The 21,908-nt window shown below is 57.5% G+C and carries 19 protein-coding genes; 10 read left to right on the top strand and 9 right to left on the bottom strand.

The features are described 5' to 3' along the window. Positions 1 to 51: 51 nt before the first annotated feature. Positions 52 to 1,749: an ABC transporter ATP-binding protein gene (locus tag OC597_RS04990; protein WP_262207822.1), complete on the top strand. Its 1,698-nt coding sequence runs from the start codon at positions 52 to 54 to the stop codon at positions 1,747 to 1,749. Next, positions 1,739 to 3,454 carry an ATP-binding cassette domain-containing protein gene (locus tag OC597_RS04985; RefSeq protein ID WP_262207821.1) on the top strand — a complete coding sequence of 572 codons (1,716 nt, stop codon included), beginning with the start codon at positions 1,739 to 1,741 and terminating at the stop codon, positions 3,452 to 3,454. Before OC597_RS04990 ends, OC597_RS04985 begins: the two co-directional genes overlap by 11 nt. A 51-nt stretch (positions 3,455 to 3,505) precedes the next feature. Here the strand turns inward: OC597_RS04985 and OC597_RS04980 are convergent, their stop codons facing one another. Continuing rightward, complete coding sequence (locus OC597_RS04980; RefSeq protein ID WP_262207819.1) at positions 3,506 to 4,717, bottom strand: MFS transporter; 1,212 nt, start codon at positions 4,715 to 4,717, stop codon at positions 3,506 to 3,508. Between the two features lie 97 nt (positions 4,718 to 4,814). Between OC597_RS04980 and OC597_RS04975 the strand changes: the two genes are divergently transcribed. From OC597_RS04975 to OC597_RS04955, 5 genes are all read left to right on the top strand, one after another. Beyond that, complete coding sequence (locus OC597_RS04975) at positions 4,815 to 5,753, top strand: LysR family transcriptional regulator (protein ID WP_261254656.1); 939 nt, start codon at positions 4,815 to 4,817, stop codon at positions 5,751 to 5,753. A gap of 160 nt (positions 5,754 to 5,913) precedes the next feature. Next, a complete protein-coding gene (locus tag OC597_RS04970) occupies positions 5,914 to 6,675 on the top strand; it encodes a dimethylarginine dimethylaminohydrolase family protein (protein ID WP_261254633.1) in 762 nt (253 codons plus the stop codon). A 27-nt stretch (positions 6,676 to 6,702) separates the two neighbouring features. Beyond that, complete coding sequence (locus OC597_RS04965; RefSeq protein ID WP_112349794.1) at positions 6,703 to 7,476, top strand: ABC transporter substrate-binding protein; 774 nt, start codon at positions 6,703 to 6,705, stop codon at positions 7,474 to 7,476. A gap of 36 nt (positions 7,477 to 7,512) precedes the next feature. Beyond that, positions 7,513 to 8,205 (top strand): ABC transporter permease, encoded by a 693-nt coding sequence (locus OC597_RS04960; RefSeq protein ID WP_099061995.1) that lies wholly within the window; start codon positions 7,513 to 7,515, stop codon positions 8,203 to 8,205. Next, a complete protein-coding gene (locus OC597_RS04955) occupies positions 8,205 to 8,927 on the top strand; it encodes an ABC transporter permease (protein ID WP_085116754.1) in 723 nt (240 codons plus the stop codon). Before OC597_RS04960 ends, OC597_RS04955 begins: the two co-directional genes overlap by 1 nt. A gap of 6 nt (positions 8,928 to 8,933) precedes the next feature. Here the strand turns inward: OC597_RS04955 and OC597_RS04950 are convergent, their stop codons facing one another. Continuing rightward, positions 8,934 to 9,389, bottom strand: coding sequence for an Lrp/AsnC family transcriptional regulator (locus OC597_RS04950; RefSeq protein ID WP_085116755.1), 456 nt, complete (start codon positions 9,387 to 9,389; stop codon positions 8,934 to 8,936). Positions 9,390 to 9,403: 14 nt separating this feature from the next. On the opposite strand from OC597_RS04950, the gene OC597_RS04945 reads away from it, so the two are divergent. Next, a complete protein-coding gene (locus tag OC597_RS04945; RefSeq protein WP_261284577.1) occupies positions 9,404 to 10,510 on the top strand; it encodes a succinylglutamate desuccinylase/aspartoacylase family protein in 1,107 nt (368 codons plus the stop codon). On the opposite strand, the gene OC597_RS04940 is transcribed toward OC597_RS04945, so the two are convergent. The 5 genes from OC597_RS04940 to OC597_RS04920 are packed head-to-tail and all read right to left on the bottom strand — an operon-like array spanning position 10,511 to position 15,633. Then, positions 10,511 to 11,431: a metallophosphoesterase gene (locus OC597_RS04940; protein WP_262207813.1), complete on the bottom strand. Its 921-nt coding sequence runs from the start codon at positions 11,429 to 11,431 to the stop codon at positions 10,511 to 10,513. A gap of 17 nt (positions 11,432 to 11,448) precedes the next feature. Further along, positions 11,449 to 12,291, bottom strand: coding sequence for a carbohydrate ABC transporter permease (locus tag OC597_RS04935; RefSeq protein WP_261423876.1), 843 nt, complete (start codon positions 12,289 to 12,291; stop codon positions 11,449 to 11,451). Continuing rightward, on the bottom strand, positions 12,288 to 13,199 hold the full coding sequence (locus OC597_RS04930) for a carbohydrate ABC transporter permease (RefSeq protein WP_261254612.1): 912 nt from the start codon (positions 13,197 to 13,199) through the stop codon (positions 12,288 to 12,290). Before OC597_RS04930 ends, OC597_RS04935 begins: the two co-directional genes overlap by 4 nt. 11 nt (positions 13,200 to 13,210) lie before the next feature. Continuing rightward, complete coding sequence (locus OC597_RS04925; protein ID WP_262207812.1) at positions 13,211 to 14,497, bottom strand: ABC transporter substrate-binding protein; 1,287 nt, start codon at positions 14,495 to 14,497, stop codon at positions 13,211 to 13,213. Positions 14,498 to 14,529: 32 nt separating this feature from the next. After that, positions 14,530 to 15,633 (bottom strand): ABC transporter ATP-binding protein, encoded by a 1,104-nt coding sequence (locus OC597_RS04920; protein ID WP_262207811.1) that lies wholly within the window; start codon positions 15,631 to 15,633, stop codon positions 14,530 to 14,532. Positions 15,634 to 15,999: 366 nt separating this feature from the next. On the opposite strand from OC597_RS04920, the gene adhP reads away from it, so the two are divergent. Then, the gene (gene adhP, locus OC597_RS04915) at positions 16,000 to 17,013 is read left to right on the top strand and encodes an alcohol dehydrogenase AdhP (protein WP_261254603.1); all 1,014 of its coding nucleotides are present in this window, start codon (positions 16,000 to 16,002) and stop codon (positions 17,011 to 17,013) included. Between the two features lie 188 nt (positions 17,014 to 17,201). On the opposite strand, the gene exaC is transcribed toward adhP, so the two are convergent. After that, positions 17,202 to 18,722 (bottom strand): acetaldehyde dehydrogenase ExaC, encoded by a 1,521-nt coding sequence (gene exaC / locus OC597_RS04910; RefSeq protein ID WP_262207810.1) that lies wholly within the window; start codon positions 18,720 to 18,722, stop codon positions 17,202 to 17,204. 281 nt (positions 18,723 to 19,003) lie between these two features. On the opposite strand from exaC, the gene OC597_RS04905 reads away from it, so the two are divergent. Continuing rightward, the gene (locus tag OC597_RS04905) at positions 19,004 to 20,800 is read left to right on the top strand and encodes a sigma-54-dependent Fis family transcriptional regulator (protein WP_262207809.1); all 1,797 of its coding nucleotides are present in this window, start codon (positions 19,004 to 19,006) and stop codon (positions 20,798 to 20,800) included. 46 nt (positions 20,801 to 20,846) lie between these two features. Here the strand turns inward: OC597_RS04905 and OC597_RS04900 are convergent, their stop codons facing one another. Next, positions 20,847 to 21,773: an ABC transporter substrate-binding protein gene (locus OC597_RS04900; protein WP_262207808.1), complete on the bottom strand. Its 927-nt coding sequence runs from the start codon at positions 21,771 to 21,773 to the stop codon at positions 20,847 to 20,849. Between the last annotated feature and the right edge of the window lie 135 nt (positions 21,774 to 21,908).

Here is a 21,908-nt window from a genome sequence, read left to right as displayed (position 1 = left end):
TCCCGTGGATTTCCGCTATCGTAAGGCATGGAATTTTATGGAGAGATAGCGATGGAAGGGGCTTTACACCGCTTGTTGCGGCCCTATTACCGGCCGTTGGCGGCGGCGATTGTATTGCAGGCGCTGGCGGGCGTCTGCTCATTGGTACCCTGGATTGTGCTGGGGCATATTGCCGCCGCGGCCCAACCGGCGGCTGAACTTGGCGGGTTGTGGCCGATAGCCCTCAGTGGCCTGGTTTGGCTGTTGGGTCAGACGTTGGCGTTATACCTGACGCACCGGGTGGATGCTAGCCTCTGTCATCAACTGCGTCTGAAATTGGCGGCCAAGTTGCAGCGCTTGCCGCTGAACTGGTTTGTACACCAGGGTGAGGACGGCGTAGCCCGCTACGTGGAACAGGACGTGCGGGCGCTACATCAACTGATTGCACATGCACCAACGGACCTGGTGAACTTGCTGATTATCCCACTGGTGGCCTTTGGCTATCTGTGCACGCTGAATATGCCATTGGCGCTGTTTGGGTTGCTGCCGCTTTGCGCAGCGGTGGGTCTGTTCCGGGCTATGCGCGCCCGCCGATTCCGCGATGCCTTCGAACAGCGCGATCGTACCATGGAGGAGATGTTGGCAAGCTATGGTTCGCTGGCCAGCCACCCGGTGGCCGTGCGGCAGTATCCGCAGGCCGGGGTGCAGGCTCAAGCCCAGGCAGCGACCGAGCTTTTTGTTAGCGCCTTCAGCCAGTGGGTACAGCGTATTGGCCGCTTCAGCGCGGGTACGCAACTTCTGCTGGGCGCACCCTTGCTGGCTGCCTGGGTGATCGCCGGAGCGCTGGGCTTGGGTCATGGCCTGCTACCGGCCGCGCAGTTGTGCGTGTTTCTGCTGATGGTCAAGGCGATTGCTGCGCCGCTGCAGGCGATGGGGCATGGGGGTGATGCTCTGCGCAGCGCCCGACTGGCGGCGACGCGACTGAATGCGCTGCTGACCATGCCAGATATGGTGGAAGGTACGCAACAGCCCAATCTTGCCGCCCCGGCCGAGATCGAAGTCCGCGATCTCAGCTTCCATTATGCCGACCAACCGATCCTGCAAAACATCAGCTTTAGGTTGCCCGCCGGCAGCGTCACCGCGATTGTCGGGCCTTCGGGGGCGGGGAAAAGCAGTTTGCTGTTATTGTTGGCGCGTTTTATGGATCCAGATTGTGGACAGATCCGTGTTGCCGGCCAATCTTTGTCCAGCCTGTCTGACGCCGGTCGATTCCGGCTAATCACCCCGGTATTACAGCAAGGTTGCGCGCTGGCGAGGCCATTGGATCAGAATATCGCGCTCTATCGTCCAGAGGCCAGCCTGGCAACCATTCATGCCGCGGCCAAGGCTGCCTGTCTGCACGAGGAAATCATGGCGCGGCCGCTCGGTTATCAGAGGATACCCGGCCGTGACCTGCAGCTTTCAGGGGGGGAATTGCAGCGCCTGTCTATCGCCCGCGCTTTATTATCACCGGCACCGATCTTGTTGTTGGACGAACCCACCTCGGCGCTTGAACCCCAAACGGCGGTTGCCCTGTTACGCAGCCTGCGCCAGCGGTCGGGCAGCACGGTGATCGTCAGTCACCGGTTAGCCGATGTGATTGATGCCGACTGCATTTTGGTGCTTGAACGTGGGCGATTGGTCGCCAGCGGCAGCCATGGGCAGCTATTAGCCGCCGGCGGACTTTATCGCCGGCTTTGGGACAGTCAGGGAGACACTTATGGCCATTAATTGGGCACGTATGAAATTATTGGCACCGCAGGATCGGGCGCGGTTGGTGAACACGCTATTGTGGATGACGGCCTGCGCCGTGTCGGACGGTATCGCCGGCCTGATGCTGCTGCCGCTGATTGTCGCCTGGTTTAGCGCTGATACGGCACAAATAGGGTCGGCGTTATGGGGACTGTTGGCGGCAACGTTAGTCTATGGCTGTCTGATGTTTTGGGCGACGCTAAAAGGCTACTTGGCGGGATGTACGGTGGTGAGAGTGCTGATCGGCGCGCTGATCCAGCATATTCCGCGTATTCCCGCCAACCTGCTTGGCCGGATCCAGTTGCCCGGGTTGGTCCGGGGGCCGGTACTGACCGCCATGGCGATCCCGGCGCATTTGCTGGCACCGTTGATTGCGGCGGTGGTCACACCCGCCACGGTGGTTGTCGGATTGGCATTTATCGATTTGCCGTTGGCCGGTTGTTTGTTGGCCGCGGGTATCCTTTTGGGGCTGTGGCTGCGCTGGGGGGGACGGAAGACCCTGCTACTGGAACAGCAACTGCACCAGACCGAGCGGGACAGCGCCGCCCAGTTGGCTGAGTTTGGCCAGCAGCAGGCGTTGCTGCGGACCACCGGACTGGACCAGCAGGCTGGGCAACGACTGGTACAGGCACTGAACGCACAATACCGTAACGTGACGCATCTGCAGCGGCGTTCACTACCCATCACGCTGGCCTTTGCCGGTGCAGTGCAGGGGGTTTTTCTGTTGGTATTGTTGTTGGGTGCCTGGCGCGTCGCGAAGGGTGAACTGGCACCGTCGCTGTGGATCGCCGAAATGGTGCTGTTGGTGCGGTTTATCGAACCTCTGGCGGCCATGACGCAGCTCGATCAGTCGCTGCGCAATGCCTGGCAGGCGCTGGTACAGGTATTATTGGTGCTGGAAACCCCGGCGCTGCAGTTTACTCAACCGGGAGGCACCCCTGCGGACAGCTATTTGGTGGCCCGGAAGATCGGTTATCGACTGCCAGACGGCTCAGCCCTGCTCAGTGAGATCGACCTTGATATTCCGCCCGGCAGCCAGTTGGCGATTGTCGGCCCTTCAGGCGCCGGCAAAAGTACCTTGCTGGGCGTATTGGCGCGCAATACAGACGTCACTGAAGGTCAGATCGTCCTCGGCGGTGTGGATATTCGTCAACTTAGCGAACCGACGTTGGCAAGCTGGCGCAATGTATTGTTGCAGGATACGCTGCTGTTCCAGGGCACTATCCGCTGGAATCTTCAGTTGGCCAATCCGGCACTGAAACAGCATGAACTGCAGCAGGCGCTGTCAGCGGTAGGGTTGCAACAGGAAATTGCCCGTTTACGTCAGGGGCTGGACAGCGAGGTTGGCGTGGGCGGTTCGGCATTGTCCGGCGGCCAGCGGTTGCGTCTCTGCCTGGCTCGCAGCCTGTGTGCCAGAACGCCGATATTACTGCTGGATGAACCCACGGCCAGCCTGGACTCGCTCAGCGTCAGCCGGGTAATGGCATTGCTGGCGCGTCAACGCGGGCGTACCAGTTGCATTTATGTCACTCATCATCCACAACTGGCGGCTCAGGCGGATCGTATTGCCATTGTGGTGGCGGGGCAGTTACGCCGCATTGGTAGTCATGCGCAACTGTTAGCCGAGGATAATTGGTACCGTGAGTTTTGTGCCGAAAACAACCAACAGGCCGCAAAAGACTAAAACATAAGAGCCGCAGCTTTCACTGCGGCTCTTGAGGGGCAATTTTATTTCTCAGGCTGTGGCGCGGGTACCGGGCCTGGCCAACATTCTCAGTACCAGACCGCCCATTGCCGCCAGGGTAGCCAGTGCCACCACGCCCGGCCAACCGGCACTTTCGAGGATCTTGCTGCCCAGTGCCGCCCCGCTGGCCATACCGACAAATACCAGGGTAAACATGATGGCGTTGAGGCGGCTGCGTGCCGCCGGGTTGATGGCGTAAATAATAGTCTGGTGCGCCACTAACGTAGCCTGAATACCGAGATCAAAACCTACCGCGCTCAGGGCGATCAGCGCCAGTTGCGCCGGTACCGACAGCAACGGCAGCAGAAACATCAGAGCGAATGAAACCACTACCATGGCGGCACCGATTTTAGTGACGTAGTCCGGCCCGTGACGATCGGCCAACATACCCGCTAACGGCGCAGCCAGGGCACCAGCTGCGCCAGCCAGACCAAAAGCCCCGGCGACGGCGCTGCCCAGTTGATAGCGCTCTGCCAGCATCACCGCCAGTGTCGACCAGAAAGCGCTGAACGCCACCGACAACAAACCTTGTGCCAGCGCCGCGCGCCGCAGCTCCGGGTAGTCCGCCCACAATTTGCCTAAAGAACGCAGCAATGCCGGGTAGCTCAGCGTGGTATTGGGCTTAAAACGCGGCAGTACCGCCCCGATCGCCAGGGTGATCGCCAGCACACCCAGTGCCGCCAACAGGTAAACGCTGCGCCAGCCGAAATACTCCGCCACCACGCCGCTGAAAACCCGCGACAGTAAAATACCGGCCAGCAACCCGGTCATTACCGTACCCACCGTTTTGCCCCGGTTGGCGTCAGATGCCAGCGTGGCAGCCGCCGGGATAATGTCCTGCGCCACGGTAGCGGCCAGACCGATCGCCAGGCTGCTGAGCAACAGCAGCGGGAATGACGCAGAAAACCCGCAAAGGAGCAGGGTGAGTGCCAGCAGCACGCCTTTAATGCGGATGATCTGGCGACGATCGTGGCGATCGCCCAGCGGGGCCAGCAGCAAGATCCCCAGTGCGTAGCCAACCTGGGTCAGCGTAGGCACCATGCCGGTGTCACTTACTCCGGCGTGGAATGCATTGCCCATAATGCCGAGCATCGGCTGGCTATAGTAAATGGACGCCACGCTCAAACCGGCGCCGGTAGCCAGCAGGAAGACCACTTTGGCGGAAAGCGCGGTGGTGTTAGTGACGGGGGAAATCTGGCTCATGGTGGTAATTCCAATCAAGGTTAAGTGCGGCTATTTTTGCCAGTATTCGCCACAAACTGTAGCCCCCGCGCAGGTAAAACTGTTATACGTAATAGGTATGAATAAGAACCTATTTCCTAATGGCGACCGCATAGCCATGCTGCAAACCCTGGTGCGTATCGTCGACAGCGGCAGCCTCTCGGCGGCGGCGGCACAAATGCAGACTTCACAACCCACCGTCAGCCGGCGTTTGCAGGTGCTGGAACAACTGCTGGGCGTTAAGTTAATCCAGCGCACCACCCACAGCATGAAGCTGACCGACGATGGCGAACGTTGTTATCAGCATGCCCGTAAGCTGATTGAGCAATGGCAAATCATGGAGGATGAACTGCGAGGCGCACGCGATGAGCCGGTAGGTATCTTGCGGGTAAGGGCGCCGCATGCCTTTGGTCAGGACCAGTTGATTGGGCCGCTGGGCGATTATCTGCAACGCTATAGCCAGACTAGCGTGGAGTGGACGCTCAACGATCACTCACCTGATTTCATTCCTGAAGGCGTGGACTGCGCGATCCACGTCGGCGCGGTGACCGACCCTTCCGTGGTCGCGGTGCTGCTGGCGGAGGTTCCGCGGATAGTGGTGGCCGCCCCGGAGCTGTTGGCGACGCATGCGCCACTGGGGCAGATCGGGGATTTGGCGCAATTGCCCTGGCTGGCGCTAAACAGTTTTTATCGTAATGAGGTCAGCTTGACCCACAGTAGCAGCGGTGAAACCTGCCGTTTTGACATCGCACCCCGGTTAAGTACCGACAGTCTCTATGCGATACGCAAAGCGGCGTTGAACGGCGTGGGGGTGGCGATGCTGTCATCCTGGGTGGTCAAACAGGATCTGGAACAGGGGCGGCTGACGCCATTGATGCCGGACTGGCGAGCCGCATCTTTGCCCATCTATCTGCTTTACCCGTACGCCAGTTATTATCCGGCGCGCCTGCGTAAATTCCTTGAGCTGATGAAAGAAGTGATGCCACGCATCACCGGCGCACATGCCCCTCTGTCGTGAGCGGGCCGGTTTTGCACTGAGCACAGCGGAATAGGTTGTGGCGAGGGTGATAAACAGCGTAAATACCGAGTGCCAGAGGGAGGATTCAGCCTGATTGGTGATGCTATCTGTTTGATAATCTAAGAACAGTGACCGTCCTTTTCAACCGAGAGAATCGCCCATGCACTTTACTCAAGCCATTGCCAGACTCCCTGCTGATAGCTGCGCCAGCGGACAGACCACCGCCCAACTGGGTGCCCCGGATATCGCGACCACCGGCCGCCAGTTTTTGGCCTATGTGGACACCTTGCTCCGCCTGGGGCTAAAAGTGACAGTGTTACCGGCTGCTCCGGCATTTCCTGACGCACATTTTGTTGAAGACACCGCCGTTGTGATGCCGGAGCTGGCAGTGATTACCCATCCGGGTGCGCCCAGCCGTCGGGGCGAAGTGGCCACCATTGCCCCGCTGTTTGAAGGGGAACGCCCGGTCGTGCGCATGAGCCAACGCGGACATCTTGACGGGGGGGACGTGCTGCTGGTCGATCGCCAGTTTTTTGTCGGCCTGACGTCACGCACCGATGAGGCCGGTATCGGCGAGTTTAGCGCGGCGGTAGAACCCTATGGCTACCGGGTCACTGCCATTGAGGTAAGCGCCGGGCTGCACCTGAAATCGATCGTCAACTACGTGGGTCGCAATACCCTGTTGCTGACGGAGGACTACCAGCACCATCCTGCCTTTAGCGGTTTTAACAGCATCGTGATCCCGGAAGCGGAGTCCTACGCCGGTAATACGCTGTGGATCAACGATACGCTGATCACGCCGCAGGGTTATCCGCAAACGCTGGCCCAAATCGAAAAATTAGGTATGCCGATCGTTCAGCTCGACACCAGCGAATTTAAAAAAATGGACGGCGGCCTGACCTGCCTGTCACTGCGTTTCTGACACTTACTTTTACCGGGGATCTCAGCCATGAAAAAAACGTTAGCGGTTTTACTGACCAGCCTGGCATTAAGCGGCCCTGTGGCGGCTCAGGCCTTCGACACCATCAGCTTTGGCGTGGACGGTGGTTATCCACCGTTTGACGTGCTGGCCCCCAGCGGTGAGATCACCGGTTTTGACATCGATATCGCCAATGCGTTGTGTACCCAACTGCATGCCAAATGCGTGTTCGTTAAACAACCTTTCGAAAGCATGATCGCGGCGCTCAACGCCCATAAATTCGATGCCATTATTGCCTCGCTGACCATTACCGATGAACGCAAAAAAGAAGTGGATTTCACCGACCGCTATTACCGCAGCTCGGCCCAGTTGGTGGCGCGCAAGGGCAGCACGTTACTGCCTGACGTCGCCAGTCTGAAAGGCAAAACCGTTGGCGTGCAGACCGGCTCGATCCACGAGGCCTATGCCAAGCAACACTGGGGCGGAAAAGGGGTGAAAATTGTCTCTTACGCCAATCAGGATAACGTCTATCTGGATCTGATGTCTGGACGTATTAATGCCTCCTTGCAGGACAATACCCAGGCCGCCAGCAGCTTTATCGATACGCCACGCGGGCAGAAATTTGCCTTCGCCGGTCCGGTGATTGAAGACAGCAGCATTTCCTCCGACGTGGGTATCGCCGTGGGTAAAGACAACCCGGCGCTGCGCGACGCGCTTAACGGGGCGATCAAGGCGATCCGCGCCGACGGTACCTATGAGGCGATCCAGAAAAAATATTTCAGCTTCGATATTTACGGCGGCTAAACCGGCCCGGATTCAGTCATGTAGGGGAGGCCGGGAATGGTCATAGAGTATTTGCCGTTGCTGGCGCATGGTGCATTACTGTCGCTGTGCGTGATGCTGGTTTCACTGGCGGTGGCGCTGGTGCTCGGCATGACCAATGCGCTGATCAAACTGTTTGGTCCGCGCTGGTTGCGCTGGGTGTCGACCGGCTACACCACGCTGGTACGCGGGATCCCGGAACTGGTGATCATGCTGCTGCTGTTCTTTGGCGGTGAGATGCTGGTTAATGGTTTCCTTGGCCTGCTGGGGTTGGGGCCGTTACGCTTCAATACCTTTATCTCCGGCGTGCTGGCGATTGGCTTTGTGTTTGGCGCTTACTACACCGAAACCTTCCGCGGTGCGTTTCTTACCGTAGAACGCGGCCAGCTTGAGGCGGCGATGGCCTATGGCATGCGTCCGGGCCAGGTGTTTCGCCGCGTATTGCTGCCGCAAATGCTGAGTTTTGCTATCCCCGGCATCAACAACAACTGGCTGGGGCTGATGAAAGCCTCGGCGCTGGTGTCGATCCTCGGGCTAGAGGACATGGTGTGGCTGGCGGAACAGGCGGGGCGGGCAACGCAAAAACCCTTCTTGTTCTACTTCCTGGTGGCGCTGATTTATATGGTGATTACCGCCGTATCCAGTTGGGGCTTTAGTCGGCTGGCACGGCGTTATGCGCTGGCTTCCTCACACTCTGCCGGAGCACGCTGATGAATCTGCAAAACATCCTGGAAGCCGCACCGAGTTTTCTGTGGAGCGACGGTTCTGACGTGACCGGGCTGGCGATGACCGCCAAACTGTTCTTGCTGTCAGTGGTGCCGGGATTACTGTTGGCGGCGCTGATGGCAATTGGCCAGGTTTATGGCCCGCGCCCGGTGTCGTGGGTGATCCGCAGTGTGACCTATTTTTTCCGCAGTACGCCGCTCTATTTACAGTTGATGCTGATTTACTACGGCCTGTCACAGTTTGACGTGGTGCAACTGGGTTGGCAGAACGATCAGCCTTTCTGGCTGCTGTTTCGTGACGCCACATTCTGTGCCACGCTGGCATTGGTGCTCAATACCAGCGCCTACGTCGCCCAACTGTTGGCCGGCATGATGGAAACCTTCCCGCGTCAGGAGTGGATTGCCGGTGAGGCCTATGGCATGAGTCAGTGGCAGATCATCCGTCGGCTGGTGCTGCCGGCAACGCTGCGGCGTGGCATTCCTGCGTTGAATAACGAGATGGTATTCCTGCTGCATGCCACTTCGTTGGCCAGTACCGTCACGCTGCTGGATATTACCGGCGTGGCACGCGCCTTTTATGCCGCCACCTACTCGCCGTTTATTCCGTTTCTGATGGCGGCGGCCTTGTATCTGCTCTGTACCTTCCTGCTGATTTTCCTGTTTTCACGGGCGGAGCGGCGTTGGCTGGCGTTTATCCGCCGTGACTGAGCGCCTTCAGGAGCGTTTTATCGACTGTAGTTCGGTCAGGGTGACGATTTTATCCACCCGAAACTTTTTGCTGGTCAGCCAGGTATCGGCCAGCAGCCGGTAGTTTTCCATGCTGCGGCAGCCAATACGCACCAGAAAATCGAAGTTGCCGCTGACCAGCCAGCAGTCCAGCACTTCCGGGGTATTACGCATTTCCTGCTCGAACGCCGGTTGAGAATGACCATGGTCGGCCAGCGCGATCTGCGCCTGGATCACAAACGCATGTTCGGGCTCCGGCAGTTCGATAATGGCGCTGTAACCACGAATAATACCGTCGCGTTCCAGTCCGCGAACTCGTTCCAGGCAAGGACGAGCGGTCAGATTGACCTGCTCGGACAGTTTCTGATAGGAAATGCGGCCATCCCGGCACAGTATTTCAAGGATTTTTTTGTCGATGCGATCAAGCCGGGCTTTCTTTTCCACAGATAGGGCGTCCAATGAAAAGTAAACATCATAAGTTACCTGAACATGCCCTGGGTGGGCAGCGCCAATTCACCAGTTTTCATTTCGGCCAGCCGGGTAAAGGCGAAAAAATTTACCTGCAGGCCGGTCTGCATGCCGACGAATTGCCCGGTATGCTGGTGCTGCATTATCTTAAAAGATTACTTAGCCAGGCGGAACGGCGTGGTGAGCTGCAAAGTGAAATAATTCTTGTCCCGGTAGCCAATCCGCCAGGGCTGGCACAGGTGGTCCTCAATGGTGGCGTAGGGCGCTTCGATCTGGTCAGCGGTCGCAACTTCAACCGTGACTTTCCCGACCTGGCCCAGTTGTTACAGCAACAGATTTTCAGTCGTACGGAACCTGCACATCAGCAGGTGCGTGCCGCGATGCGCAGTGCTTTACAGGCCGCGCCAGACACTACTGAGGTCACGGCGCTGCGCCGACAATTGCTGCTATTGGCCTGTGATGCGGATGTGGTTCTGGATCTGCACTGCGACGATCGCGCAATCTTGCATATGTACGCCGATCCGGCCTGGTGCGAACAGGCCGAAGTCCTGGCTCGCTTTATGGGCATTGGCGCGGTGCTGCTTTCGCAAGACAGCGGCGGCGGCTCCTTTGATGAAGCCTGTGGCCTGCCTTGGCACCGGCTGGTGGCACAGCATCCTGCGCTTGATGGGATGTCGCCAGGCTGTATGGCGGTTACGCTGGAATTACGTGGGCAACGGGACATCAGCCATGAGCTGGCCAGCGCCGATGCTGAACGCCTCTATCGATACTTACAGCACCGTGGAGCCGTTGCCGGTGAGCCACTTGGGGTACCGCCGCTAGAAGTGGCCCTGTTGCCGTTCGCCGCCGGGGAGATCGTCACTGCCACCGCCAGCGGCATCCTGTTGTTGCTGCGCCAGCCGGGGGAATGGGTAGAGGCCGATGAAGCGGTCGCTGAAATCATCGACCCGATCACCGATACGGTAAAAGCGGTGCGGGCCCGCGCTGGTGGACTGATTTATGCCTGCCGCCAGGCACCTTTTGTCACCCTGGGGGCCGAGGTGATGAAGATTGCCGGTAAGACGCCCTATGCGGGCGGTGGCGGCCTGGCGTCGTAGCTATCGCATCAGCACCCGGCTAATTTCTGGGCCATAGCCGGTGACCGAAAGTGTATCGCCTGCCAGCTCAACCATGGCGAACGGCAGCAGGTCATTGCCATCGACCATGCCCTTCAGGGTGATAAAGTCGGTGTTTTCCACCCGCACATAATCCCCCAAATGATAGTGACCGGCAAAGTAGGCGCGTACCTGATAACGGCACAGCAGGGCCACCAGGGCATCGCAATTCCACAAGTTATGTTCATTCTCCGGTGCCAGTGGGTAGTGGCCAAACACCACAATGGTTTCGCCTTTGCTTTGTGCGTCTTCCAGACTGCACGCCAGCCAGCGCAGTTGTTCATCGCCGACGGCACCGTTCCAGCTTTGCGCTTGCGGTTGATGCTCGGCACGGATGCGGGCCAGCAGATGCTGTGCCTGAGCGTGCTCTTCGCCGTTGGCCGGGTTGCAGTACAGGCTTATGTCGTTACCGTCGATCACGATAAACCGATAGCCGTTCAGGCTGAACTGGTAATAGTGTTTTGGCAACGCCAGCGCCGGAGACTGCGCCGCCAAATGGCGGGAAATCACGTCGGCATCATGGTTGCCCAGCACTACCGCATGGGGATGACGTAACTGCCCGTACACCGGCAATAATTCGGCGTAACTGCTCCAGTGATCGTCAACCAAATCCCCGAGCGTGGCGACAAAGGCCAGCGGCAGGTCATTCAGTTCGGTAATGGCCTGGCTCAGCTTACCTAGGCTATTACGGTAATAGCGGTTGTATTCCAGATTGGGATCGGCGTCGGCATATTGTGGATCGGCGATTAACCCGAAACGAACGGAGCCCGAGGACGTCGACTGGCCGGAAAACTGGGGCGGCTGATAAAGCGAACTGACCTGGCCCAGGGCCAGAGACTGTGCGGCGGTGAGGTGTGAAGTCATAGATTACCTGCTTAGCGCTAGCGAATACCGGCGCGCATAAAGGATTGAACGAACTGGCGCTGAAACACCAAAAACAGCACCAGTAAAGGCAGGGAGGTCATCAGCGTCGCCGCGCCGATCAACGCCCATTGCACGCCTTGTTCCGGCGCTGAAAATAGCTGTAGCCCGACGGTCAGTGGTCGCACGTTAACCGAGTCGGTAATCACCAGTGGCCAAAGAAAATCATTCCAGTGGAAGCTGATCGAGACCAGGGCAAAAGCGACATATACCGGCTTCGCCAGCGGGATATAGATGCGCCGCAGGATGTAAAACCGGCTGGCCCCTTCGACGATCGCTGCCTCTTCCAGCACCAGCGGGATACTTTTGAAGGTTTGTCGCAGCAGGAAAATGGCGAACGCCGAAGCAAAGTAAGGCAGGGCGATGCCCAGTAGCGTATCGCGCAGGCCCAGAGCGCCAATGGTCTGGTAGTTGTTCAAAATCAGCACATCAGGGCTGATCATCAACTGCAACAACACCAGGGCAAACAGGATGCCCGCGCCCTTGAGCCGGAACCGCACCAGGGCATAAGCCGCCATGGTGGCCAGGATCAGTTGGCAGAACACAATCAGCAGCACCAACAGGATGGTGTTGAGGAAATAGCGACCAAAAGGCGCGGCATGCCAGGCGTTAATAAAGTTCTGGGCGGTCAGGGGAGCAAAAAGTGAAAAACCGCCCTGATCGGCCGCAGGGTGAATCGCCACCCAGGCGGCGACCAGTATAGGGAAAACCCACAACAACGCGGCACCCCAGGTAAGCAGGCACCAACATAATCGACGCAGCGAAAGGCTGCGCGGCGGTACGGCGGTGATGGAAAGACTCATTGGTAGTGGGCTCGCTTATCCAGCAGATTGAATTTAATTAACGCGATGCTGGCCAAAATGATCAGCAGCACCACGGTCATCGCCGAGGCATAGGGCAGATCCCAATAGCTGAAGGCCGTGCGGTAGATGTAGAACAACAGCAGGCTGGTGCTGTTGTCCGGCCCGCCATTGGTCATGGCAATCACCTGATCGACAATGCGGAAAGCATTCATCGAAGCGTTGATCAGAATAAACAACGTGGTCGGCATCAGCAGCGGCCACTGGATGCGGCGGAAGAAATAGCCGCGTGAGGCCCCTTCGATCTCGGCAGCCTCGGCCAGCTTGGGGTCAATCTGCTGTAACGCCGCCAGATAAAAAATCATGAAGAAACCGGCTTCCCGCCATACCGATACCGCCATCAGGCAGTACAGCGCAGACTGCGGATCCCCCAGCCAGTTGACCGCCGGCAGCGAAAACAGCGCCAACAGCTGATTCAGCAACCCCACCTGTGGGGTATAGAAAAACAGCCACAGATTGGCGATCGCCACCATCGGCAGCAGTGAAGGAATAAAGAACGCGGCACGAGCAAACGCCGTACCGCGCAGGCGTCGATTGACCGCCAGCGCCATCAGCAGGGCCAACCCTACCGCCAGAGGAATGGTGATCGCCGCATACAGCAGGTTATTGCGCAGTGCCAGAATGAAAGTCTCGTCATCCAGCAAGGCGCGGTAATTTTCCAGCCCAACGAACTGGGCCGGTCGGTTATTATGCGCGGCGCTGAACAGGCTTTCCCACACCGTGGCCAAAGCCGGGTAGTGGGTAAAAGTGATCAGAAAAACCAACGCCGGCAGGACCAATAAATAGCCATAAAGCTGCAAAGAAAAGCGCTTATGTCGGGCGACGGGCAAGGCTGAGTGCGATGAGGTCATGCCGGCTCCGGTTATTGGTAACGTTGCAACAGGCGGTCGGCCTGTTTTTGCGCGCTTTCCAGCGCCTGCGCAGGGGTTTTACCTTGCGTCACGGCGGCTTCCACCGCACGGTTCAGCAATTCCTGAATTTGTACGCTGTTATAGGTGGAAAGCTCCGGCTGCGAATATTTCAGCTGTTCACGCGCCACGGTCGCCTGCGGCACTTTTGCAGCATATTCCTTCATGGTTGCGGTTTCCCAGGCGGCCGGTGAAGTCGCCACATAACCAGTGGCAATGCTCCAGCGGGCGGACTGTTCCGGCGCCGAGAGCCAACGCATAAAGGTGACGGCGGCTTGTTGCTGAGCCGGGCTGGTGCCGTTAAACAGGTACAGGTTACCGCCGCCGGTTGGGCTGCCTCGCTGGGTTTTCTCCGGCAGCATGGCGACGCCAAACGGGAATTTGGCGTTTTCACGCACCGTGGTCAGGTTACCGGTGGTGGTGACCATCATGGCGGTTTTACCGTCGATAAAGTCCTGCGGCGTGGTGCTCCAGGTAATGGCGCCTTTTGGCGAAACTTGATATTTCTGCGCCAAATCGGTCAGCCAGGTTAATGCCTCAACGTTGGCCGGGGTATTGAAGGTCACCGCGGTGCCCTTGCCGTTATCCAGATGGCTGCCATTGGTGGCGGCAATCCCCTGGAAAGTCCAATAGCCAATCGGGGTGGAAGGGATCTCGATCCCCCATTGTTTAACGGCGTTACCGTCGCGGATCACCAGCTTCTGGCCAAAATCCACCACCTGCTGCCAGTTGGCCGGTGGAGTATCGCCATTCAACCCGGCTTGCTGGAACGCCTGTTTGTTCCAGTACAGCACCACGGTAGAGCGCTGGAACGGGATGCCCCAAACCTTGCCCTGGATTTTGCGAATAAATGCCGGGTAGAAGCCGTCGAACCAGGCTTTGCCAGCCTGGTCGTTAGCCAGATCGCTGACCGGTAAAATGGCCCCGGCGTCGATCAGTGAATAGGCTTCGATATCGCCAATGACGGCGATTTGCGGTGCATTGCCGCCACGGAAGGCGGTTAATGCCTTGGTCACCGTGGTGGCGTAGTCACCGGTATAGACCGGCTGAATACTGATATCCGGATGCAGCTTTTCAAAATCTGCCACCAGGCCTTCAACGGTATGGCTGATTTTGCCGCCGACGGCGATCGGATAGTACATTTGCAACTTCACGGCATCCGCCGCCTGGGCAGAAAGAGTAACGCTGGCCAGCAACAGGGCGACAGCGCTTAACCTGGATAAACGGATCGAGACGGACATGGTTTTCCCCTGAAATAAAATGATGTTTTTGATTATTGAACGGCGTATGGATAAGTTACTGGCTGAAAGGCCTGCTCCATGGCGTGGCAACGCTCACCACGGGAGGAGAACAGGTATTGCGCTTGCTCGGCCCATTGCAGGCCAACCAGGCTGCCTTCGGTAAAGCGCTGCATGCCGGGGACTTTTACCGTGATTTGCCCCTGGACCGCAGGCAGATGGCAAACGGCGAGGGTATCGGCCCCCATATATTCATAACTGAGTACCTGACAGGTGAGCTGGCCGCTGCCCGGTGTGCACAGGCTGATCTCTTCGGCACGGACCCCCAGACTTAGCGCCATGTCCGGGCCACCAAAAGCGACCGGCAGTGGGGCATTGCCAATGTGGTGGCCACTGTTTTTGCGCGTTAGTGGAATGATGTTCATCGGCGGCGCACCAATGAACTGCGCGGCAAAAATACTGGCCGGGTTGTTATATAAATTGTCAGGGGTATCGTGCTGCTCAATACGGCCATCGTTCAGCAGAATGATTTTGTCCGCCATGCTCATGGCTTCGGTTTGATCGTGGGTGACATACAGCATGGTCAACCCCAGCTTACGCTGGAGCGCACGGATTTCCCGGCGCATGCTCTGGCGCAGTTTGGCGTCCAGATTGGATAAGGGTTCATCCATCAGGCACAGTTTGTTCTGGGCTATCACCGCACGACCCAGCGCGACTCGTTGTTGCTGCCCACCGGAAAGCTGTGCCGGCAGGCGGTCCAGCAGCGGCTCCAGCTCCATCAGCTTGCTGATGTCGGCCAGACGCGCGGCAAAGTGCTGTTTGTCTTCACCCCGGGCCCGCAGGCCAAACAGCAGGTTTTCGCGTACGCTGAGGTGGGGGAACAGCGCATAAGACTGGAAAACCATCGACAGTTTACGTTGCGATGGTGGCAGGGCGGTGACGTCGCGTTGCTGGATCTCAATCGCGCCGCTGTCGGCGGACTCCAGTCCGGCCAGGGTCCGCAGCAGGGTGGACTTTCCGCAGCCGGAAGGCCCCAGCAGGGCCACAAAGTCGCCTTCCTGAACCTCAAAGCTGATGTCATCCAGTGCGGTTTTGCCGCCCCAGGTTTTCTTGATGTTATTGAGAGATAAATAGCTCATGGCGCTTCTTGAAGTGGCGTGTTCTGCCCACCCTAGCTGGCGCGTGTTTATCTGGTATGAATAATTAATGACAGTTGTATGTCGAAGCGACCCCATGCCCTTACGGGAAAGATGGCTTGCCGACCGCCGTCCATGTTAAATTTGACCTTTGCCACTCCGTAGCCCCTGATGATAAAGAGAATTTCAAATGGAAGAACGGCTGCCTGTGCCAAAGAAGTCAGGGTCTATGAGCACAGCCAAACCCCGCCGTCCGCACGGGCGATGGGTCTATTACATCCTGCATGAAGATATTCTGTGGCCTTGCCCTCAAGGGGGACAGTAACTACATTAACAACTGTACTTCAACTCACCTGAGGGATATATCCTATGAAAGCTGCCGTAGTCACCAAAAACCACAGTGTAGATATTCAGGAAAAGCAGCTTCGCCCACTGAAATATGGCGAAGCGGCGCTCAAGATGGAGTGTTGTGGGGTTTGTCATACCGATCTTCACGTCAAGAATGGCGATTTTGGCGAAGTTCCCGGCATCACCCTGGGTCATGAGGGCGTGGGCGTGGTCACCGCCGTCGGCGAGGGCGTGACCTCGTTAAAAGTGGGCGACCGCACCAGCGTCGCCTGGTTCTATCAGGGGTGCGGCCATTGTGAGTATTGCGTCAACGGTAACGAAACCCTGTGTCGCTCGGTCAAAAACGCCGGTTTCAGCGTTGATGGCGGCATGGCGGAAGAGTGCATCGTAGTGGCGGACTATGCGGTGAAGGTGCCTGATGGCCTGGATCCTTTTGCCGCCAGCAGCATCACCTGCGCCGGGGTGACCACCTATAAAGCGGTGAAAATCTCTGATATCAAGCCGGGGCAGTGGATCGCGATTTATGGTCTGGGCGGTTTGGGCAACCTGGCGCTGCAGTACGCCAAGAACGTGTTCAATGCCAAAGTGATCGCCATTGACGTTAATCAGGGCCAGCTGGATTTCGCCAAAGAAATTGGTGCGGATCTGGTGATCAATTCCAAAACGGAAAACGCCGAAGAAATTATTCAGCAAAAAGTCGGCGGCGCTCATGCTGCGGTGGTCACCGCGGTAGCACGCTCGGCCTTTAACTCAGCGGTGAATGCGGTACGCGCCGGGGGCAAGGTGGTGGCTGTCGGGTTGCCGCCGGAAAGTATGGACCTGAGTATTCCACGTCTGGTGCTGGACGGCATTCAGGTGGTGGGGTCGCTGGTCGGCACGCGAGAAGATCTGAAAGAAGCCTTCCAGTTTGCTGCCGAAGGCAAAGTGACGCCGAAAGTCACCAAAAGGCCGTTGGGTGACATCAACGCCATCTTTGAAGAGATGAAGTCAGGCACCATCCGTGGCCGTATGGTTATCGATCTGACCAACTCTTAATCCTGCCAAAACTAAGGCCACCGCTGGGTGGCCTTGAGGCCGTTGGTCAAGAGCTCTGTTGTTCAATGGTAGGGGCGCTGCATGCTGCGCCCATTTGCATAATCAATGGGTTACATCGGGTCGAACATGTTCGACCCCTACCGATTTAGCCCTTTCGCGGGTTTGTCAGCAATCTGAAGACCACCAAATCAGAACAGCCCAAGCGGTTTGGCATCGTAGCTGACCAACAGGTTTTTCACCTGCTGGTAATGCGACAGCGCCACCTTGTGGGTTTCGCGGCCAACGCCGGAATTTTTATAACCGCCGAAGGCGGCATGTGCCGGGTAGAGGTGATAACAGTTGGTCCACACGCGTCCGGCCTTGATGGCGCGACCCATGCGGTAAGCACGGTTGACGTCGCGGGTCCACAGACCGGCGCCCAGCCCGAACTCGCTGTCATTAGCCAGTGCCAGCGCTTCTGCTTCGTCTTTGAAGGTGGTCACGCCAATTACCGGCCCGAAGATCTCTTCGCGGAAGAAACGCATGCTGTTATTACCGGTGATCAACGTGGGCTGGAGATAGAAACCGCTCTGCAACGTCTGCTCATGGCTGGCACGCTCGCCACCGGCGATAATTTTCCCGCCTTCGTTTTTAGCGATCTCAATGTAGGACAAGATCTTGTCGAACTGCTGCTGGGACGCCTGTGCGCCGATCATGGTGTCGGTATCAAAGGGGTCACCCTGGCGAATGGTGGTGATCCGTGCCAGCACTTTTTCCATAAATTGCGGGTAGATAGATTCCTGGATCAGGGCGCGTGAAGGGCAGGTACAGACTTCACCCTGGTTGAAGAAGCCGAGGATCAGCCCTTCAACCGCCTTGTCGATAAATTCCGGTTCGGCCTGCATGATGTCTTCAAAGAAGATATTCGGTGATTTGCCGCCCAGCTCGACGGTACTGGGAATGATATTTTCCGCCGCACAGGCAAGGATATGTCGGCCTACCGGGGTTGAGCCGGTAAAGGCGATTTTATCGATGCGCTTGCTGGTCGCCAGTGCCTCACCGGCTTCTTTCCCAAAGCCCTGAACCACATTGAGTACCCCGGCCGGCAGCAGGTCACCAATCATTTCCAGCAACACACAGATGCTGAGCGGAGTTTGTTCTGCCGGTTTAAGCACTACGCAGTTACCGGCAGCCAGCGCCGGAGCCAGTTTCCAGGCAGCCATCAGCAGCGGGAAGTTCCAGGGGATAATCTGTCCAACCACGCCCAGCGGCTCGTAAATATGGTAGGCCACGGTGTTCTGGTCGATCTCTGCGGCGGTGCCTTCCTGTGCACGCAGGCAACCGGCAAAGTAACGGAAGTGGTCAATCGCCAGTGGGATATCCGCGTTCAGCGTTTCGCGGATTGGCTTACCGTTGTCCCAGCTTTCAGTCAGCGCCAGCAATTCCAGGTTTGATTCCATACGATCGGCGATGGCCAGTAATACGTTGGAACGCTCCTGCACGCTGGCTTTACCCCAGGTTTCGGCGGCGGCATGGGCGGCATCCAGCGCCAGTTCGATATCTTTCGCGTCGGAGCGGGGGAACTCGGCGACAGTCTGGCCGGTCATCGGGGAGGTATCAGTGAAGTAGTTGCCTGAAACGGGGTCGACAAATTTGCCGCCGATATAGTTGCCATAACGTGGTTTGAAAGAAATCAGCGAGCCAGGTAAACCGGGATGAACGTATTTCATGTAAACACCTCTCATGGGAACAGACTGTGTAGGGTTGACGCCTGACTGCGTAGCGCCATCACCTTAACCCTAAGCATTGCTTATGCCACATTGCGTCAGTGTCGTTCCTATAAAGCTGAAAGGTGTTTTATATCAATTAATTAAATAATTAAAAATGCTTTGGCCGGCAATAAAAACGAGGGCTTACTATTGGTTTCTATTATTTTTTGTGTCCCATGTCGCAACGCATGGGACACATTCATGATACAAAAATGCAACACTTTTATTGTCGGGAGTTGGCCATGTTGCATAAAGACCAGACCATCCAGACCGGGTTTGCCTCTGAGGGCGACAACCTGTCTCTCCCTGGCCCAATGTCCGAGTCCTGGCTACGTAGTCAGGCTTACGGGCTTAACCGGGCCGACGATCGGGTGCCTGTTGCCCGGCCGGGTTTACTCAATGAAGTGCGCGGGCAAAACGGCTGGGTGGCACAGTTGGCACGGCCGCTGATCGAACGTCTGGGCAGTGAAATTAACCGACAGCCTTCTATTGTGGTGGTATCCGATGCCGGCGGCATGGTGCTGGAAACCTGCGGCAATAGCCATTTTTTGCGCAAGGCGTCGCGTATTTCGCTGGCGCCGGGCAATTTATGGGGCGAGCAGGAGCGGGGGACCAATGCCATCGGCACGGCGCTGGCGTTGGGCGGCTTGTGTGAGGTGAATGGCGACCAGCATTTTCTCAATCAAAATGCCGGGCTTTACTGCGCAGCCGCACCGATTTATCGGCCCGACGGCCTGATTGCCGGGGTGCTGGATATCTCTACACCGGCGCAGCGTCCTTATGATGACGCACGTTCCTTGATTCTGCAGGCGGTCAGACACATCGAACACCAGTGGACGATGGGGTGTGTCACCTCCCGGCATTGGACGCTGAGGCTGCATAGCGATGCGCGGGTACTTGGCAGCGCCCATGAGCTGATACTGGTGTTTCGCGACGAGGTGCTCACCGCCGCCAATCGACTGGCAATGCAAGAGTTTAATCTCACCGCCGCCTGCTTTGGCAGCCTGGATTTCGCCACGCTGTTCCCGGAAATGCAGCGTCAGACGCTGAACGCACCGCGCCAGACCCTGGCGGTCAATAATCGTCACTATTATTCGCTGTTGCAGATGCCGGAAACGCATTCACCGGCCATCAGAGCGCGGGTTCTGCCTTTTGATCAAGACGGTGCCGACAGACAAAAAGCATTACGTATTTTGAATGCTGGGCTGGCGCTGTGCATCAGTGGCGAAACCGGCTGCGGCAAAGAGTATTTCAGCCAACGCTTGTTTGAGGAAAGTCACCGGCGCCAGGGAAATTTCGTGGCGATCAACTGTGCCGCGCTGCCAGAAAACCTGATCGAATCCGAACTTTTTGGCTATGCACCCGGTGCCTTTACCGGTGCTAACCCGAAGGGCTACCTCGGCAAGATCAGAGAGGCCGACGGGGGCGTGTTGTTCCTTGATGAAATTGGCGATATGCCATTGAGCCTACAGACCCGGCTGCTGCGAGTGCTGCAGGAAAAAACGGTCACGCCACTCGGCAGCCGTATCAGCTATGCCGTCGACTTTTCGCTGATCTGCGCCACCCATCAGGATTTGGCGCAGCAGGTGACGGCGGGGGCATTCCGTGAAGACCTGATGTACCGCATTCAGGAATTTAACCTGCGTATTTTGCCGCTGCGCCAACGGGCGCACGTCGATCGTTTCATCCTTAATTTGTGGCGTGAGCTGGGGGCTGAGTCACGCGGCATTCGGCTGGCACCGGACGCCGTTGCCGCGTTGGCGGGTTATCCGTGGCCCGGTAATGTTCGGCAGTTGATGAGCACGCTGAAAGTCCTGCTGGCGCTGGCGGACGACGGCAATCTGATCCGACTGGATGATTTGCCGGAGCAGTTCAACACCTTGCCGGAGCGCTGTGCCGAAACTCACGCTGTGCCGCAAGAAATGCTTGAGGCTATTCGCCGCGCTAACGGCAATATCAGTCAGGCAGCGAAACGCCTGGGCGTTTCACGCAGTACGCTTTATCGCAAGATGGAGAAAGGCCGTCGGCGTGATTCGTAGAAGATAGCTGTAATCCTGGGTTCCTCCCTGGGCCCAGGTCTGGATATTACTTATCGCCCAACCCCAGTGGGTTGATTTCAGAATGTTCGATTTTCTCGTCACTTTCCGCCCAACGATCCAACACCTTCAGGTAGCTGCCATTGGCGATAGCGCTATTGAGCGAAGCCTGTACCGCGTTCACCAGGCCATTACCCTTTTTCACCGTAACGGCAATGTTGGCGCTGCGCGGCCAACCGCCTGGCACGATGCCCACCAGCGTGGTTTTACCGTTCAGTTTTGCCTGATAAGCGCCGGATACGTTCGGCCCAAAGGTCGCATCTGCCCGGCCCGACTGGAGGGCCAGCGTGGCGGCCGCTTTGTCGGTCACGTAGATCGGCAACAGGGCGGGCAGCCCTTTGGCCTGATTCTCTTTATCCCAGGCCAGTAACACTGCCTCCTGATTGGTACCGGAATCGACGATAATCTTCTTGCCAGTAATATCCGGTGCTGATTTTATCGAGGTGATTTTACTGCCGCTCTTCACGTAGAAGCCCAGCGTATCCTGGCGGTAAGTGGCGAAGTCAAATTTGGTTTTACGTTCCTGGGTGACGGTAATGTTATAAATTGCCGCGTCGTATTTGCCGGAGGTGACGCCCAGCGGCCAGTCTTCCCACGAAGTCGGTACCAGTTTGAGTTTCAGCCCCAGGCCATCGGCTACCAGCCGGGCAATATCCGATTCGCTGCCAATCACCGTTTTATTGTCACGGGCGTACAACCCGAATGGCGGGCCACTGCCCAGAATAGACACGGCCACGGTCAGCGTACCCGGCTCGACGAATTTAAACCCGGCGGGGATCTTGGCCGCCGCTTCAGCACTTTTCAGCGTATTAATCGGGGTTTCGTTGGCGACCAGGTCAATGCCCGGGGCGGCATGCGCCAGGGCTGAAAGGCTAAGGAGTGCCGCCGCTGCGGTGAGTTTTGCGCTATACATCATTATTATTACCTGCATTATTATGTGGTTGAGGCGGTCAACTCACTATCCTTCAAGCCGCTGATTCTGTGAACGAACAAAAATGGCTAACTAATTGCGGGATAAAAAAATGCCGACCGCCGGAGTTTGTCGGGCGGT

Origin of the sequence: Serratia proteamaculans, assembly GCF_946227095.1 — a bacterium.
Lineage (GTDB): Bacteria > Pseudomonadota > Gammaproteobacteria > Enterobacterales > Enterobacteriaceae > Serratia > Serratia proteamaculans_E.
This window is presented reverse-complemented; position numbering and strand designations above follow the sequence as displayed.

Coding starts and splice junctions, on each gene's coding strand:
- OC597_RS04990 (WP_262207822.1), top strand. CDS start 52: ATGGAAGGGGCTTTACACCGCTTGTTGCGGCCCTATTACCGGCCGTTG.
- OC597_RS04985 (WP_262207821.1), top strand. CDS start 1,739: ATGGCCATTAATTGGGCACGTATGAAATTATTGGCACCGCAGGATCGG.
- OC597_RS04980 (WP_262207819.1), bottom strand. CDS start 4,717: ATGAGCCAGATTTCCCCCGTCACTAACACCACCGCGCTTTCCGCCAAA.
- OC597_RS04975 (WP_261254656.1), top strand. CDS start 4,815: ATGAATAAGAACCTATTTCCTAATGGCGACCGCATAGCCATGCTGCAA.
- OC597_RS04970 (WP_261254633.1), top strand. CDS start 5,914: ATGCACTTTACTCAAGCCATTGCCAGACTCCCTGCTGATAGCTGCGCC.
- OC597_RS04965 (WP_112349794.1), top strand. CDS start 6,703: ATGAAAAAAACGTTAGCGGTTTTACTGACCAGCCTGGCATTAAGCGGC.
- OC597_RS04960 (WP_099061995.1), top strand. CDS start 7,513: ATGGTCATAGAGTATTTGCCGTTGCTGGCGCATGGTGCATTACTGTCG.
- OC597_RS04955 (WP_085116754.1), top strand. CDS start 8,205: ATGAATCTGCAAAACATCCTGGAAGCCGCACCGAGTTTTCTGTGGAGC.
- OC597_RS04945 (WP_261284577.1), top strand. CDS start 9,404: ATGAAAAGTAAACATCATAAGTTACCTGAACATGCCCTGGGTGGGCAG.
- OC597_RS04940 (WP_262207813.1), bottom strand. CDS start 11,431: ATGACTTCACACCTCACCGCCGCACAGTCTCTGGCCCTGGGCCAGGTC.
- OC597_RS04935 (WP_261423876.1), bottom strand. CDS start 12,291: ATGAGTCTTTCCATCACCGCCGTACCGCCGCGCAGCCTTTCGCTGCGT.
- OC597_RS04930 (WP_261254612.1), bottom strand. CDS start 13,199: ATGACCTCATCGCACTCAGCCTTGCCCGTCGCCCGACATAAGCGCTTT.
- OC597_RS04925 (WP_262207812.1), bottom strand. CDS start 14,497: ATGTCCGTCTCGATCCGTTTATCCAGGTTAAGCGCTGTCGCCCTGTTG.
- OC597_RS04920 (WP_262207811.1), bottom strand. CDS start 15,633: ATGAGCTATTTATCTCTCAATAACATCAAGAAAACCTGGGGCGGCAAA.
- adhP (WP_261254603.1), top strand. CDS start 16,000: ATGAAAGCTGCCGTAGTCACCAAAAACCACAGTGTAGATATTCAGGAA.
- exaC (WP_262207810.1), bottom strand. CDS start 18,722: ATGAAATACGTTCATCCCGGTTTACCTGGCTCGCTGATTTCTTTCAAA.
- OC597_RS04905 (WP_262207809.1), top strand. CDS start 19,004: ATGTTGCATAAAGACCAGACCATCCAGACCGGGTTTGCCTCTGAGGGC.
- OC597_RS04900 (WP_262207808.1), bottom strand. CDS start 21,773: ATGATGTATAGCGCAAAACTCACCGCAGCGGCGGCACTCCTTAGCCTT.